We start from the raw sequence: 16,049 nt of genomic DNA on the forward strand, positions 1-16,049 counted from the left end.
CTCTCTAAAGCAGCGGCGACATCAGCCGGGCTGCCGATTCCATGAGGCGTACTACGACGCGCTTCTTCATGAAGGCTTTTCTCTCGATCAGCTTGGTGGAGTGCAGGTCGCGCTCGAAGTCCTCGACGATCTTGCGTACACTGTCGCTCTGAACCAGCAGCGCACTGACCTCGAAGTTCAAGTGGAAGCTTCGCATATCCATATTAGCCGTGCCGACCGAGGCCACTTCCCCGTCAGCAATGAGGAGCTTGGCATGCAGGAAGCCCTTCTCATACTCATAAATTTTGACACCCGCTTCAAGCAGGGATGGAAAGTAGGAGTGTGAGGCCAGGAACGGCAGCCATTTATCGGGCTTCGCCGGGAACAGGATACGCACATCTAGACCCGATATTGCCGCTACACGCAGGGCGGTCAGCAGATCTTCATCCGGTATGAAATAAGGCGTTGCAAGCCATACCGATTCTTTTGCCGAGGTAATGATGGAGAAGAAAATATCCTTGAGAGACCGGTTCGGATTATCGGGACCGCTGGGAACGATTTGCACCGCACCGCTGCAGCCCCGCTCCATTTCAGGAGATAAATACTCAAGACCAAGGATTTTCTCGCCGGTAACGTACTTCCAATCCTGAAGAAAAATAATCTGCAGCGATCTCACCGCCTCGCCCTTCACGAGCATATGGGTATCCCGCCAGAAGCCATAGGTTTTGCTCCGGCTTAAGTACTCATCCCCGACATTCAGGCCGCCCATGAAGGCGGTGTTCCCGTCAATGACAACGATTTTACGGTGATTACGGTAGTTCACCCTGCTTGATAAGGCCAGAAACCGGACCTGACCATAAATACCAATCTGGATCCCAGCCTCCCTCATCTCATTCAAGAAGGCCTTGGACAGGCCGAGGCTGCCCACCGCATCGAACATAAAGCGAACTTCTACACCCTCCCGCGCCTTCTCAATGAGCGTACGCTGAATCTCACGGCCTATCTCATCCGCGCGGTAAATGTAATATTCCATGTGAATATGATGCTTCGCCATCTTCAGTTCCTTCAGCAGCGAGGAGAACGTCTCCTCCCCATTGGTGAGCACACGTGTACGGGTAGCCATGGAGAACGGGGTACGGGCGATTTTATGAGACATCTTAAGCAGCCTCTGCTGTCCCGGCGTGAACGTAGACAGATCAAAGCCCGCATGCAGGTTAGTGTTATCAATCATTTCATAAGCTTTCTGGTCGTTCATCGCTTTCTTATCGAACTTCCTCCGCTTGAAATAGTTCTGACCTAGCAGGAAATAGAGAACTAGGCCAACTACCGGCAAAAGAACCAGCAGCAGAATCCAGGCTAGGGTGCTGGAAGGATTCCGGTTCTCCATAAAGATGGCCAGCCCTACGGTAATTACAGTCAAGGTCTGAAAAATACTGACCAGCGTACCGCCGAATTTCCCGAAAAATCCAAAGCCTAAAAAGTAAAAGACAAATAATATTGCCGCAATGAGTATAATTTGCAGGCCACGTCTCATGCATGATCTCCTTTTCTACGATGTATCGCCTTTCCTGACACATTACCATTTTACATGAAGCTGACTATTCTTCCTAACCATATTCCTCCAAGACCTGTATATATCTGCAAGAAGTTCGCCTCCCGCCTGCCTTGACAGGGGAGTATATGTGTGAAAAAGTCAACCTAACGACCGTTAGGAAGGTGAGTTTGTTCAATGACAGTTGGAAAACAGCGGATCCAGGAGGCCGCCCTTGCCCAATTCGCAAGAGACGGCTACGAAGGTGCTTCTCTTCAGAAAATTGCGGCTGGTGCCGGAATCAAGAAGCCCTCCATTTATGCCCATTTCAAGGGCAAAGAAGACTTGTACATGAGTGTGCTCAGTCGGGTGTTCAGGGAGGAGAAGCATAAGATTGTCCAGTTTTTTCTAAGACGTCAAAGTGATCCTCTGGAGGAAAGGCTGCAGGGCCTATTCCAGATGCTTCAGGATGAATATGACCGAAATGAGGATATGAAATTCCTGCTTCGGATGCTCTTCTTTCCGCCGCATGCGATACGGGATGAGGTTATCGGGATTATTTACCCGTTCCTTGATTCTCTTGAGCGCAAGTTGATCAAGCTAATGGAGGCAGAGTCCCGAAGAGGCACGTTCAAGGTTATGGATATCCACCAGGCAGCCATTGCCTATATGACCTTGGCAGACGGTATTATGGTCGAACTGCTGTATTCGAAGCCTGAAAGATCCAAGAAGCGTCTGGAGGCGGCCTGGCCCATCTATTGGAGTGGAATTACCGGGCATCAGAGCCGGGAGTAATGGATCAAGATTAGGAGGAGATATAGATGAACAGACACTGGCTGTACGTCCTTATGGGCGGGATTATAGAAGTAGTATGGGTAAGCGGGCTTAAGCACTCGAATGCCTGGTGGCATTGGTTAATTACCGCGGTAGCTATCGCAATCAGCTTCTGGCTCATTATTGAAGCTTCCAGAAGACTTCCGGTAGGGACGGTCTATGCAGTCTTCACAGGTATAGGAACTGCGGGAACCGTTATCGGGGAAATGGTCGTCTTCGGCGAGCCCTTCAGATGGTCTAAAACGCTGCTGATTGCGCTGCTCCTGGCTGGTGTCATGGGCTTGAAGCTGATGTCGGACAATACGCAAGAGGAGGCGGCTTCATAATGGCCTGGATAGCTCTAATTATCGCCGGATGCTGTGAAGTATTCGGTGTTATCGGAATCAAGCAGGTTACCTTGCGGGGAAATCTGCTTTCGTATGGTCTGCTGGGAATTGGATTCCTATGCAGCTTTTCCCTGCTCACATTTGCAATGACAACACTTCCAATGGGAACAGCCTACGCGGTATGGACGGGGATAGGCACTGTCGGGAGCGCCTTAGTGGGAATGTTCTTATATAAGGAGCCTAAGGAATGGCGAAGAGTGGTCTGCATCGCTATAATTCTGGGGTCGGCTATAGGTCTCAAGCTAATTCACTGAGACAAATTTGTAACCTCGAATCGGAGTGTAATATAATGTAATTGACTAGTTGGTCATAAGCAGAACCTGTTAGTCAGAAAGGAGTAGAAGTTGTTGTCTGAGAAGTCGCCGGATAAAAGAAAACATATCATTCGAACAGCCATGGAACTGTTCTCGGTCAAGGGATCCTCGGCAACCTCCATGCAGGAAATCGCCGAGCACTGCGGAATGTCCAAAGGAAGCCTGTACCTTCACTTCAAATCCAAGGTGGAGCTTGAGATCAGCATTTATAACCACTGTTACCAAATGCTGCAGGAGCACTTAATTGAAGTCGATCAAGAGACAGGACTGTCGCCGAAGGAAAGCCTTCGGAAGCAGATTGAGGTCCTGCTCAGCCTGGTACTGGAGCTGCGGGAATTTCTGCTGATGCAGTTTAGAGAATGGGTAACCTATGGAAAGAAGAACTTCGAGCCGCAATGTGTCAAGGATAACAACCTCATGCTGCTGAGCTGGGCACAGACCAAGCTCGTACGTGTCTATGGCCCCGAGATCGCTCCTTATGCCGCGGATCTTACCTTGTTCCTCCAAGGCTCATTCGGTTCCTATATACGTCTGCTCTTTGATCCAAGGATCAACATTAGCATTCAGATGATGTCCGAGCACCTGATGTTCGCACTGGATCAGCTAAGCGATGGATTCTTGCATAAGCGTCCACTTCCTCTTTTCTCGGCAGAGATGCTGGAGTGGGCTCATGAGGGAATCGAGGCATTAGCTTCGAATAGGCACCCGCTTCAAGTCATCAAATCCATGAAGAATAGAGCGCGGGACCTCAGCCTGTCTCCTGAACGGAAGGAAGAGATCCATGATTCTCTGCACATTCTGGAACAGGAGATTGTTGAACTCCAGCCCCGGCGCGTTATTCTGCAGGGAATGCTCAGGAATTTGGAGAACATTCCGGAGCTTGATGAGGAGTTCAAAGAATTGGAAGCAGCCATGCTTCTACATACAAATTTTAGACAAGGCCCCGTTACACACGGGTGAGTAGAGAGATACGGAGAGGAGCAGTTACCTAAGTATGAAAGGAATTATTAATTTCTCATTGCGAAACAAATTCGCGATCTGGCTGCTGACGATTATCGTTGTTGCCGCTGGTCTTTACAGCGGTCTGACCATGAAGCAGGAGACCATCCCGAATATTAATGTACCTTATTTGAGCATCTCGGCTGTGTATCCAGGCGCGGCCCCCGAGAATGTGGTAGACGAGATTACGAAGCCTCTGGAGCAGGGGCTGCGGAATGTCGAAGGCATTAAGACCATTACGTCTACCTCCATGGAGAATGCCTCATCTATTATCCTTGAGTTCAACTATGGAACCAATCTGGACAACGCATCTGCGGTCGTACGGGAAGCACTGAACAGTGTAACCCTTCCAGACGGGGCCCAGAAGCCGCAAATTACCCGGTTCAGCCTGAATTCATTGCCTGTCATCTCTCTCAGCATGAGTGCCAAGAACGGCAACGACTTGGAGAATCTGACCCGGACAGCTGAGAATGATGTTAAGCCCGCACTGGAGAAGCTGGAGGGTGTAGCCTCCGTCCAGGTGGCCGGTCAGTATGTGAAGGAAGTTCAATTGAAGTTCAATCAAGACAAGCTTAAGGAGCTCGGTCTAACCGAAGATACGGTAAAAGGGGTCGTTCAAGCCTCGGCCGTCCGCGTACCACTTGGCTTGTTCGAAATGGATAAATCCCAGAAGGCTGTCGTTGTGGATGGAGCCATCACAACGGTGGAGGATCTGAAGAATGTAACGATCCCGGTAACTCCAAGCAGCGGAGCCGCTGGACAAGGTGCAGCGCCGGGTAGCGCTGGAGCGCAAGGCGCAGCGGGGCAAGGCACTGCCGCGGGCGGTGCTGGTACCCAAAGCGCTGCGGGTAGCACTGGAGCCCAGGGCGCTGCGGGACAGTCCGCTGCGGATGCTGGCAATGCCAGCGCTGGGCAGGCTGCCGCTCCAGGCGGAGCGGGAGCGGCTGGAATCCAGGGCGCTGCTGTGCCCGCGTCCATTCCTACGGTTAAGCTGTCCGACGTAGCTGCAATTAATGTCGTGGGTAAGGCGGAATCCATTTCCCGTACGAACGGCAAGGAATCCATCGGGATCCAGATTGTTAAGTCCAATGACGCGAATACCGTTGATGTGGTTAACAAAGTTAAGGACAGAGCGGAATCCCTGAAGTCCGAGTTCAAGGATCTTGATCTCACCATTCTGATGGATCAAGGCAAGCCGATTGAAGACTCCGTTAACACCATGCTTAGCAAAGCTGTGTTCGGTGCCTTGTTCGCCGTGCTGATCATTCTGATCTTCCTGCGCAATATCCGCTCTACCATTATCTCAATCATCTCGATTCCTCTGTCGCTGCTTATTGCCGTACTAGCTCTGCGTCAGATGAATATTACACTGAACATGATGACTCTGGGCGCCATGACCGTTGCGATCGGCCGGGTTGTCGATGACTCCATTGTCGTCATCGAGAATATCTACCGGCGTCTCTCCCTGACCGGCGAGAAGCTGAAGGGCAGCGAACTCATCCGCGAAGCGACACGCGAGATGTTCGTCCCGATCGCCTCATCCACGATTGTAACGATTGCGGTCTTCCTGCCGCTGGCCTTCGTTAGCGGTATGGTGGGCGAGCTGTTCACCCCATTCGCGCTTACGATGGTATTCTCGCTGCTTGCGTCACTGCTGGTTGCCATTACCCTGGTGCCTGCGCTGGCACATACCTTGTTCAGGAATGGCCTCAAGAAGACGCATGATCATGAAGAGAAGCCGGGTGCACTGGCCCGCGGTTACCAGAAGGTTCTGAACTGGGCATTGTCCCATAAGCTGATCACCTTCGGTTTCGCCGTGCTGCTTCTGGTTGGCAGTCTGTTCCTGACCAAATTCATCGGCACCAGCTTCATGCCGGAACAATCCGAGAAGTATGTTATGGTGACCTATTCACCAGCACCGGGCGACACGCGTGAGGATGTCGAGAAGCGTGCGCTGACCGCTGAGAAATTTATTTTGAAGCAGCCTGGCCTGGATAAAATGCAATATTCCGTTGGGGGCACCAATCCGCTTAGTCCCGGCCCTTCCAACTCCGCTTTGTTCTATGTGATCTACAAGGAAGACACCAAGAATTTTGAAGATGTGAAGAAGAAGTTAGTCGAGGATCTAAAGGTACAGGTGCCTGATGGAACCTGGAAAGAGATGTCCGGCATGAGCGGAGGCATGGGCGGAAGCAAGCTTGCTGTTCAGGTCTACGGCGACAATCTGAAGCAGATCCAGCCGGTATCCGATCAGATCCTGAAATGGGTGAATGATGACAAGACTCATTTTGACAAAGGCGACTCCAGCTTATCCAAAGCTTATGACCAATACACGCTGGTCGCTGATCAGAAGAAGCTCAGCTCGCTGGGACTTACTGCCGGACAGCTGGCTATGAAGCTTAGCCCGCAGCGTGAGCGTCCGGTTCTGACCGAGGTCCAAATCGATAACAAGGACTACAAAGTCTATATTGAAGCCGATAACAAAACGTACAAGAGCCTGCAAGACATCGAGAACGAAACGCTCATGTCCCCACTTGGCAAGGAAGTAGCTATTAAGGATGTCGCTAAAGTAGAAAAAGGTATCTCGCCGAACTCCATCATGCGCATTGACGGCAAAATGGTGATCGAGGTCAGTGCCAATATCATCTCTACAGATGTAAGCAGCGCCTCCAAAAGTCTTCAAGACAAAGTTAACGCTTATGACAAGCCGGATGGCGTTACAGTGGAGTTCGGGGGAGTCACGGCTCAAATTAACGATACGTTCACCCAGCTTGGCCTTGCTATGGCTGCCGCGATTGCGATCGTATATTTCGTGCTCGTAGTCACGTTCGGCGGCGGGCTTGCGCCTTTCGCTATCCTGTTCTCTCTGCCATTCATCATCATCGGCGCACTGATCGCCCTGTTGATCGGCGGAGAAACCCTGAATGTATCGTCACTTATGGGTGCACTCATGCTGATCGGGATCGTGGTCACCAATGCCATCGTCTTGATCGACCGTGTTATTCATAAGGAACGCGAAGGCCTCTCTACACGCGAGGCTCTTCTGGAGGCCGGGGCAACCCGTCTTCGTCCGATTCTGATGACCGCCCTGGCCACGATTGGCGCTCTGCTGCCGCTCGTATTTGGCCTTGAGAACAGTGCGGGAATTATCTCGCGCGGGCTTGGTATCACAGTCATCGGCGGACTCATCAGCTCAACCCTGCTGACACTCGTCATTGTGCCGATTGTCTATGAATTCCTGATGAAGCTCCGCAGGGGCGGCAAGTCTAAAGCTGCAGCCAAAGCTAAGGCTTAAGAGTAGAATTAAGTTAAGCGTTCTTCTTTCATTGCCGCGAACGCATAAGGGCCGCATCCTAAGTAGATGACTCTACGAAGGGTGCGGCCCTTTTCTTTTAAAGAATAACCAAGCTCCTAATACCGATCATGAACTCTGTGCAACTCTCCAAGAACGCAGTACATCTAGATCCCGTGGAAGGAATTCCGACAATAGTACAGCCAGGCCTTTGTATAGCGGAGTTCTCGCCTCTCTCTGTAAAGCTTCAGCGAAGGCAGGCGCCCACTGCAGCAGATGGGATTCCAGGAACCACAGCTGTATGTCGGCAAGCTCCGTGCATTTATTCCTTACACAGCCGGCCACAAGCATCCGGTCTGCGAGCACAGACATGAATTCAAGTTCAATTGCCATATGATCGTCCTGTTCATTATGCAGCTTATTGAACACAACTCCGCACTCACAATACACGGCCCCAAGCCCAGAAGAGTGCCTCAAGGCTTCCAGCCCTTCCTGTCTTGCCCGAAATACCCCTTCTGTAAAAGGCAGCACAGCTTGACTCCCCGCAAACAATCTCATATATTCATCAGCTTCCTCATAACATACCTGCCGAAGCCGGCTCTCCTGGGTACTATCCAAATAGCTCTTCAACATCCGGGCTCCCTCACCCGATATTACAGGGCCCTTCAGCTTGCCTTCACGGCGGTACTGTGCAATTAAGGATAGACGAGGGACACGTCCCAGAAAATCAACCAGCAGCTGATATACCCAGCCCCTGCGCTCCAGCCACAGCATCTGCTCCACGCTTGCAGTAACACCATCCTCGAATATGGTCGTTGTCATCATAAGTCAGCTCCCTAAGTTCGCTTATAGGTAGAGATACCGCCTTCCTTGCCCTGATTGACGACGTCTCTTCTCCTTCATTATAGCTAATACAGAACTTCCCAAGTGAATGAATTCACACATAAAAATGACATTAGCGTGAACGCGCTTTCACAATATTTTTATTGAAAAAAGATTCAATCTTTTTTCATCAGAATGCTCAATCACTTGCTATGCTATACACCAAAATGAATTATAATATAAGAAGTATTATTAATTGCACTCCGAGTTCATATCGCAGAAAGGGTGAATCTGGATGGAAATGCTGCAGGACTCTTTCGGACGGATTCACGATTACCTCCGGATTTCAGTAACAGACCGCTGTAATTTGCGTTGTGTATACTGTATGCCCGCCGAAGGCATGGTATTCCAGCCTCACGAGGAAATCATGTCCTATGAGGAGATCGCCGAAGTTGCCGCCGCGTTGGCCCCTATCGGGCTGCGCAAGATCCGCCTTACAGGGGGAGAGCCGCTTGTCCGCAAGGATCTGGAGCAGCTTATATCCATGCTGTCCCGTATAGAAGGGATTGAGGATATTTCGCTCACAACGAACGGCATTTTCCTTCCCAAGAAGGCAGCCCTCCTCAAGGAAGCGGGTCTGAACCGCATCAATATCAGCCTTGATTCACTTCACAAGGACAGGTATGCCCTTATCACTCGCGGAGGCGATGTCTCCAAGGTGCTTGAAGGGATTACCGCCGCGGAAGAAGCCGGACTTGATCCTATCAAGCTGAACGTGGTGCTGATGAAGGGCTCCAATGACGATGAGATTCAAGACTTCATTGCCATGACGCTGGACCGTCCTATTCATGTACGGTTTATAGAATATATGCCAATCGGCAGCGCTACCGATTCGTGGCGTAAGTCCTACCTGCCTCTGGAAGCTGTTATGGAGGTATGCCAGGCGGCGGGCTGGGAGACGGAAGCCGCGAGCCAATTGAAGGGAAATGGCCCTTCCCAGAACATGAGAGTCAAGGGCGCTGCCGGTACTTTCGGGCTGATCCACCCGGTTAGCGATCACTTCTGTGATAACTGCAACCGGCTCCGGTTGACAGCGGACGGCCATATCAAGTCCTGCCTGTACTGGTCTGAAGAATTCAATGTTCGCAAAGTTACAGGCAAGAATGACCCTGACGCCATCCGCTCCATGTTCATTAACTCCCTGGGGACGAAGCCCAAGAACCATGAGATGGCGCTCGCTCTGGAAAAGAAAGAACAGAGCAACACCCCAACCTCACGCCGGATGTCCCAGATCGGCGGATAAGCAAGGCCAGGGTGCCTTGATAGGTCACACCTGCCATATTAAATGATCGAAGAAGCCACCAGCTCCATGTAGAGCGGGTGGCTTCTTCGATCATTTATCAACTTATGGCCGGAGCCTAAATTCCTCATAAATCTGACACGCCTTCTCATAGTCCCCGGGCCGGTTCATATTGAAAGAGAGCAGCTCCTCTGTAACCCCTTCCTTGCACAGCTCATGTGCCGGAATATAAGCTGCTTGAAGTGTCCGTGTCCATGAGATTAGGCGCAGCTGATCTTCCCTTAGAGCTGCATCGAGACCCGGAAGCACGGAACGCCGATACATCGCAAGCAGCGGCAGAACACCGTCCGCTGTAAGCGGGATGACCGCTTCGGTTAGTTCTTTTCCATTAGATGCATGTTCCCTTTCGCTAATTGCCTCTGCCTCTAATATAAGCCGGCGTAAGGCAGCTGTATTTACGAACGGCATGTCGCAGGCCGTAATGAGGTTCCAGGAGCTTCCAGAGGCGGACAGCCCCGCATGAATACCAGCGAGCGGACCAGCTTGTCTATATAAGTCTGGCACAATCTCTTTACCCAGATAGCAGTATGGAGATTCGTCGTTAGAGACAACAATTAGTCTATTGGTAACTTCATCCAAATTTCGAACTAAATTCTCTATCACCGGGAGATTCCCTAGAGGCAGCAGCGCCTTGTTCCTCCCCATACGACTTGAACGTCCTCCTGCAATCACTATGCCTGTGATATCCATGAATTATCCGCTCCCCTTCATGCCATAATTAAGAAAATCCGATAAAACATGGTTTGTATCCCTTTCCATCACATGATACATTGATCTTATCCGATTTATTTACTTAGCGACCATTATCTTCTTCATCCCGAGATCAGGCTTCTGTTCATGCAGGCCAGAAAGGAATGGCGCGTTTGCGACATCAATATGCTTCACAACCAGTACAGTCCTTGTTCTTTCTTAAGCTGCTTAATTTCCTCATCTATGGGGCAATGGTTATATTTGCAGTCTTTTTTCCATTATATTTGCAGGAAGCCGGAATGAACAAGCTGGAGATCGGTCTGCTGCTGTCTATGGGGCCAATCGTCTCGCTTGCCGCCAATCCATTCTGGAAATACTGTAATGATCGACAACAAAATACGAAATATGTGCTTCTTCTGATGATGTCAGGCCTTCTGCTTGTCGGCTATCTTGTCTTCCTGGTAGATACTTACCGCATGCTCTATTTGACCATGATTATATTCTACTTCCTGCAGACGCCTTTACTCACCCAAAGTAACACTTTGACCCTGTGTTATACTGAGAGTACGGGACGGAGGTTCGAATCCTTCCGGATGTGGGGTTCCTTGGGCTGGGCAATTGTCGCGGTAGCCGCGGGAACTGTTATCGATAAATCCGATGCGCTCGGCATGTTCCTGCTGTTCACAATGGTTCTTATTCTTGCAATCAGCTCCGCCCTGCTGCTTAAGCCGCTTCATCGGGCACCGGATACGCCGTGGCTGAACCTGTGGGAGTTCACCCGTTCCCTGGGGAACAAGTATTTTGTGTCATTTGTAATTCTTGGCATGCTTGTGGCTGTACCAAGCTCCATGAATGCCATGTTCATGCCCTTCTTCATCACTGATCTTGGAGGATCGAAGCTCTACGTCGGTGTGGCGGTATTCGTCTCTACGATCTTTGAAGCAGGCATATTCATGCTGCTGCGTAAATATATGAAAAGAAAAATCACCCATCTCATGACCTGCATGTTCATTGTCAGTCTGCTGCTCGCTTTGAGATGGATGCTCATGGCCGAAGTAACTACATCTTTGCAAATCGTATTTATTCAGGTGCTGCACGCTGTAACCTTTGGCGGATTCTTCTATGTGGGCACACAGCTTACCACCTTGTTCCTGCCAAGGCCTTACAGATCCTCGGGACAGGCAGTATACACCCTTCTCCTGGGGGGGATATCCGGCATGATAGCCGGAGTATTCGGAGGATGGCTGTACCAGTATTTCGGAGCGGTTACCATGTATAAGATAAGTCTCATGCTGACCTTATGCGGAGCTGTAGGGTTCGCTGTAATGGGGTATCGTCTGTATCGGCATGGTTATACCCCGGTTATTAATCACAAAGAATAACAAACAATCCACGGAGAACGTCACGCCCTAAAGTCAGGTAACGCCGGTCTTGCGTGGATTGTCTGCCGCTTGGGACTAGATTAAAACCTCGTCCCATATTAAATATAGTAATTTATGAAACGCATTACAGAGCAAGTGGTTTGTTCAGATTAATTATAATGGCTTAATGGGAGGTGAGATCCATGGCCAATATCAAAGAAATCGCCAAAATTGCCGGGGTCTCTGTAGCTACCGTGTCACGCGTTCTCAATAATCACCCTTATGTCAAGGAAGACAAGCGTAGAGCGGTACTTGAGACCGTTGAACGTCTGAACTATTCCCGCAATATTAATGCCCTGCATCTGCTGAAAGGCAGAACTCAGATTATCGGGGTGATCCTGCCCATGATTAATCACTCTTACTTCGGTACCATGATGGAAGGGATTGCGGAAGAGGCGCTTAAGTCTGGTTATCAGCTCATGGTATCACAGACAAGCTATCAGCCTGATGAAGAGCAGCGAATGCTGGAAATGATGCGGAACAAACAAATTGATGGTGTTATTATCTGCTCACGTGCCCTGCCTCTTGAGCATATCGAGACCTATAATCCGTATGGGCCAATTGTGCTCTGTGAGGACATTGGGGCTCGTCCGATGTCCTCGGTGTTCCTGAACCATTACCAATGCTTCCAGGAGGGGATTCGGTACTTATGGAACAAAGGCTATCATCGGATCGGTTATTCCATTGGCCGCATGGAGGGTACCAGCAGCAGCAAGCGGTATGAGGCTTATTGTGACATTCATGCCGAATTCGGCATTTCAGTTAACCCGAACTGGATTTATGACCATTGTCTGGATATTGAAGATGGAGTGCTTCTGGTGCGCCATATGCTGGAACAGTCGGACCGACCTTCTGCGCTTGTAGTCACCAGCGCCCAGGTAGCTGCTGGAATCCTGCTTGAAGCTGGACGCCAAGGGCTGAAGATTCCTGAGGACCTGGCACTGATCAGCTTCGATAATATGCCAATCTCCGAAGTACTGGGCATTACAACCATGGACAATGGAATTTATACCATGGGAGCAAGCGCAATGGAGATTATTAACGAACTAATTCGCGGTGCTGCCAGCGGTCCCCTGACTAAAGAGATCTCGTTCAAGCTGATCGAAAGATCGACTGTTTAATCAAAAGGCCTTCTATCTCTGCTAAAAGGATAATTCATGGTAACTGACGAAGTTAATATATGATCTTAAAGGAGGTTGGAATAATGGCTAAAAGCATTTCCAAAGTGACAATTAATGCTTCCTCAAGTAAAGTGTGGGATGCTCTTGTGAAACCTGAGTTAGTTAAACAATGGCAATATGGCAGTAATCTCATAACAGATTGGAAGATCGGTAACGAAATTCGTTTTTGCAGCGAGTGGGAAGGAAATGTTTATGAACAATGGGGTAAAGTCTTAGCTTTCTCACCCTATTCTTTAATTAAATATAGCCTTTTTGCACCACGCCCAGGGTTGGAAGATAAGCCAGAGAATTATTTCGTTATGAGTTACCTGCTACATAATGAAGGAGATGCAACGGAGCTTATTATTGAACAGGAAGACAATAGACCCGGAATAAGCAATCAAGAATCTTATGAGGAAGACGATAATTCGATTTTACTTGAACTTAAAAAATTGGTAGAAGCGCAGTAACTTTTCTACAAATAGTGGAACTCAAAAAGTAATACGTTAGTTGCTAAAAGGAGGAAGCCCTGATACAGAAGGCTTCCTCCTTTTAGTAAGATTAAAGTTTTAAAGAACCAACTTTATTTATTTAAATACCTTCACACGCTCTTCAATCGGCTGGAATTGTTTCTCGCCGGGTGGAGCTGCGATTTTGCCAAAAGGAAGCTGGGCTCTTAGTCTCCAGGACTCCGGAATTCCCCATTCAGCTACGATTGCTTCGTCGATAATTGGGTTGTAGTGCTGCAAGGAAGCGCCAAGACCTTCAAGTTCAAGCGCAGTCCATACTACGAATTGAAGCATACCGGAAGATTGCTCAGACCAGATTGGGAAGTTATCCGCATATGATGCGAACTGCTGCTGCAGGCCCGCTACCACATTCGTATCCTCAAAGAACAGAACAGTACCATATCCCGCACGGAAAGATTCCATTTTCTCCGCTGTTGATTTGAAATTCTCTTCATTATTTACAATTTTGCGAAGGATCTCTTCGGTATGATTCCAGAGCTTGTCATGCTGTTCACCAAGCAGGACAACTACCCGGGCACTTTGGGAGTTGAAGGAAGATGGCGTATGTTTTACAGCTTCGTTCACGATTTCTTGAATTCTTTCATCTGAAATTGGGGATTCTTTGCTGATTGCATAGATGCTACGTCTGTTTTTCACCGCGTCGAAGAATGCATTTGACATTTAAATACCTACCTTCTTTTAGTTAGTTATTTACTTTTTAATTGTAACATACGTCTTAAATCAAACACAACACTTTTTCCTGATTTTTCTAAGTCTATACTTTATTGCAACTACTCTAAAATTACCCGATCTTCCTGAATCTATGCAGCAAAAAAGAGCGTACATCCGTATTCATATACGAATAGTACGCCCTTGGTTCAGCAGATTATTGCGATTTTGGCAGCTGGAACGAGCTCTTCAGTGAGACAACCAGGTTGAATACCGGCTCACCCGGCTTGGAATGCTTGCTGTCCACATTGAAGTAACCATGACGGAAAAATTGGAATTTATCCTGTGGCTTGGCATCCTTCAGCTCTGGCTCAACATAACCCTGAACGATGGTCAGGGAATTCGGATTGATTTGGTCCAGGAAGGTCTTCTCTTCCGCTCCCTCTGTCTCAGCCTCTTCTTCACTGTCCTCTTCGAGGATCAGCGGCTCATAGAGACGGAACTCGGCTGGAACCGCTGATTTGGCGTCCACCCAGTGGATAGTTCCCTTGACCTTGCGTCCGGTGAAACCTGTGCCGCTCTTCGTCTCTGGATCATAAGTACAATGAATCTCTACTACATTTCCGGATTCATCCTTGATAACTTCATTACACTTGATGAAGTAAGCATGCTTCAAGCGGACTTCGTTACCCGGGAAGAGGCGGAAGTATTTGCTTGGCGGATTCTCCATAAAGTCGTCTTGTTCAATATACAGCTCACGGGAAAATGGAATTTGGCGGTTACCCATTTCCGGGTTCTCCGTATTGTTCTCCGCTTCGAGCAATTCCGTTTGGTCCTCTGGATAATTCGTGATGACTACTTTAAGCGGATGCAGCACAGCCATAGTGCGCGGCGCCTTGAGCTTGAGATCCTCACGAATGAAATGGTCCAGCATCGCGGTATCCACTTGCCCTTGAGCCTTCGAGATTCCGGCTTCATAGACGAAGCTCTTGATTGCATCCGGGGTGTAGCCGCGGCGGCGAAGACCGGAGATGGTTGGCAGACGCGGATCATCCCAGCCATCGACGATTCCCTCATCCACGAGCATTTTGAGCTTACGCTTACTTGTAACAGCTGAGGCCAGGTTCAGGCGGCCAAATTCATATTGATGCGGCGCATGCGGCATCTCTGTCTCGGCAATAACCCAATCATAGAAAGGCCGTTGATCTTCGAACTCAATCGTACATAAGGAGTGGGTAACCCCCTCGATGGCATCTTCAAGCGGATGCGCGAAGGCATACATCGGATAGATACACCAGGTATCCCCGGTATTGTGATGAGTCGCATGCGAGATCCGGTAAATGACAGGATCCCGAAGGTTGATATTAGGGGACGCCATATCGATCTTGGCGCGCAGAACCTTTTCCCCATTCTTGAACTCACCTGCACGCATACGAGTGAACAAATCCAGATTCTCTTCAATAGAACGGTTACGGTAAGGGCTGTCTTCACCCGGCTCTGTGAGTGTACCGCGCTTCTCACGAATCTCGTCCGCACTAAGGTCGTCCACATAAGCTTTACCCTTATTAATCAGCAGCACAGCGCGGTTGTACATCTCCTCGAAATAATCGGAAGCGAAGCGGAGCTCCTCCCATTCAAATCCGAGCCATTTCACATCTTCCTTAATCGAATTCACGTACTCAACATCTTCCTTGACCGGATTCGTATCATCAAACCGCAGATGCGTTCTACCCCCGAATTCATCTGCCAGGGTGAAGTTAATCCAAATCGCTTTGGCATGTCCGATATGAAGGTAGCCGTTCGGCTCTGGCGGGAAGCGGGTGACTATCTCCTTAACCTTCCCGTTCTTTAGATCTTCCGTAATAATATTTTTAATAAAATTTGGAGGTGTGCTCGCATGGGTCACAGTATCTCCACCTTTCCATCTGGTTTCTCTATCTGTATTTAGTTCATTTCATTTAAATATACCGATAACTGCACAATAGTTCAATGACTTCGCCTTACATGCTATCCCCTAATATGAATCCTTTGATAATCTTTGCAAACTTCGATATAGTGTCAATAAATAGGCAATAATTACGTC

14 protein-coding genes are annotated in these 16,049 nt (G+C 49.1%); 9 read left to right on the forward strand and 5 right to left on the reverse strand.

Annotation, left to right across the window (positions count from 1 at the left end):
- Positions 1–4: 4 nt before the first annotated feature.
- A complete protein-coding gene (gene cls, locus ACRRNK_RS20195) occupies positions 5–1,513 on the reverse strand; it encodes a cardiolipin synthase (protein ID WP_433944384.1) in 1,509 nt (502 codons plus the stop codon).
- A gap of 195 nt (positions 1,514–1,708) precedes the next feature.
- On the opposite strand from cls, the gene ACRRNK_RS20200 reads away from it, so the two are divergent.
- The 5 genes from ACRRNK_RS20200 (at position 1,709) to ACRRNK_RS20220 (ending at position 7,338) form a co-directional block, all read left to right on the forward strand.
- The gene (locus ACRRNK_RS20200; RefSeq protein ID WP_433944385.1) at positions 1,709–2,305 is read left to right on the forward strand and encodes a TetR/AcrR family transcriptional regulator; all 597 of its coding nucleotides are present in this window, start codon (positions 1,709–1,711) and stop codon (positions 2,303–2,305) included.
- 26 nt (positions 2,306–2,331) lie between these two features.
- Positions 2,332–2,670: a DMT family transporter gene (locus tag ACRRNK_RS20205; protein ID WP_433944386.1), complete on the forward strand. Its 339-nt coding sequence runs from the start codon at positions 2,332–2,334 to the stop codon at positions 2,668–2,670.
- Positions 2,670–2,984 carry a DMT family transporter gene (locus ACRRNK_RS20210; RefSeq protein ID WP_433944387.1) on the forward strand — a complete coding sequence of 105 codons (315 nt, stop codon included), beginning with the start codon at positions 2,670–2,672 and terminating at the stop codon, positions 2,982–2,984. Before ACRRNK_RS20205 ends, ACRRNK_RS20210 begins: the two co-directional genes overlap by 1 nt.
- Before the next feature lie 93 nt (positions 2,985–3,077).
- Entirely contained in the window at positions 3,078–4,004 is a 927-nt protein-coding gene (locus ACRRNK_RS20215; RefSeq protein WP_433944388.1) for a TetR/AcrR family transcriptional regulator, read from the forward strand.
- Between the two features lie 34 nt (positions 4,005–4,038).
- Positions 4,039–7,338, forward strand: coding sequence for an efflux RND transporter permease subunit (locus ACRRNK_RS20220; RefSeq protein ID WP_433944389.1), 3,300 nt, complete (start codon positions 4,039–4,041; stop codon positions 7,336–7,338).
- Between the two features lie 126 nt (positions 7,339–7,464).
- Here ACRRNK_RS20220 and ACRRNK_RS20225 read toward each other — a convergent pair whose 3' ends face one another.
- Positions 7,465–8,160: a TorD/DmsD family molecular chaperone gene (locus ACRRNK_RS20225; protein ID WP_433944390.1), complete on the reverse strand. Its 696-nt coding sequence runs from the start codon at positions 8,158–8,160 to the stop codon at positions 7,465–7,467.
- Between the two features lie 292 nt (positions 8,161–8,452).
- Here ACRRNK_RS20225 and moaA point away from each other — a divergent pair, with 292 nt between their 5' ends.
- A complete protein-coding gene (moaA, locus tag ACRRNK_RS20230) occupies positions 8,453–9,460 on the forward strand; it encodes a GTP 3',8-cyclase MoaA (protein WP_433944391.1) in 1,008 nt (335 codons plus the stop codon).
- A 102-nt stretch (positions 9,461–9,562) separates the two neighbouring features.
- On the opposite strand, the gene mobA is transcribed toward moaA, so the two are convergent.
- On the reverse strand, positions 9,563–10,207 hold the full coding sequence (gene mobA / locus ACRRNK_RS20235) for a molybdenum cofactor guanylyltransferase (protein WP_433944392.1): 645 nt from the start codon (positions 10,205–10,207) through the stop codon (positions 9,563–9,565).
- Between the two features lie 164 nt (positions 10,208–10,371).
- Here mobA and ACRRNK_RS20240 point away from each other — a divergent pair, with 164 nt between their 5' ends.
- From ACRRNK_RS20240 to ACRRNK_RS20250, 3 genes are all read left to right on the forward strand, one after another.
- Positions 10,372–11,589 (forward strand): MFS transporter, encoded by a 1,218-nt coding sequence (locus ACRRNK_RS20240; protein WP_433944393.1) that lies wholly within the window; start codon positions 10,372–10,374, stop codon positions 11,587–11,589.
- A 182-nt stretch (positions 11,590–11,771) separates the two neighbouring features.
- Positions 11,772–12,749, forward strand: a complete 978-nt coding sequence (locus ACRRNK_RS20245; RefSeq protein WP_433944394.1) for a LacI family DNA-binding transcriptional regulator — start codon at positions 11,772–11,774, stop codon at positions 12,747–12,749.
- 83 nt (positions 12,750–12,832) lie between these two features.
- Positions 12,833–13,258, forward strand: a complete 426-nt coding sequence (locus ACRRNK_RS20250) for an SRPBCC family protein (RefSeq protein WP_433944395.1) — start codon at positions 12,833–12,835, stop codon at positions 13,256–13,258.
- A 117-nt stretch (positions 13,259–13,375) separates the two neighbouring features.
- Here the strand turns inward: ACRRNK_RS20250 and ACRRNK_RS20255 are convergent, their stop codons facing one another.
- On the reverse strand, positions 13,376–13,978 hold the full coding sequence (locus ACRRNK_RS20255; protein ID WP_433944396.1) for a nitroreductase family protein: 603 nt from the start codon (positions 13,976–13,978) through the stop codon (positions 13,376–13,378).
- Positions 13,979–14,183: 205 nt separating this feature from the next.
- A complete protein-coding gene (locus tag ACRRNK_RS20260; protein ID WP_433944397.1) occupies positions 14,184–15,872 on the reverse strand; it encodes a glutamine--tRNA ligase/YqeY domain fusion protein in 1,689 nt (562 codons plus the stop codon).
- Positions 15,873–16,049 lie beyond the last annotated feature (177 nt).

The sequence above is a fragment of the Paenibacillus sp. SN-8-1 genome (assembly GCF_050995535.1).
Lineage (GTDB): Bacteria > Bacillota > Bacilli > Paenibacillales > Paenibacillaceae > Fontibacillus.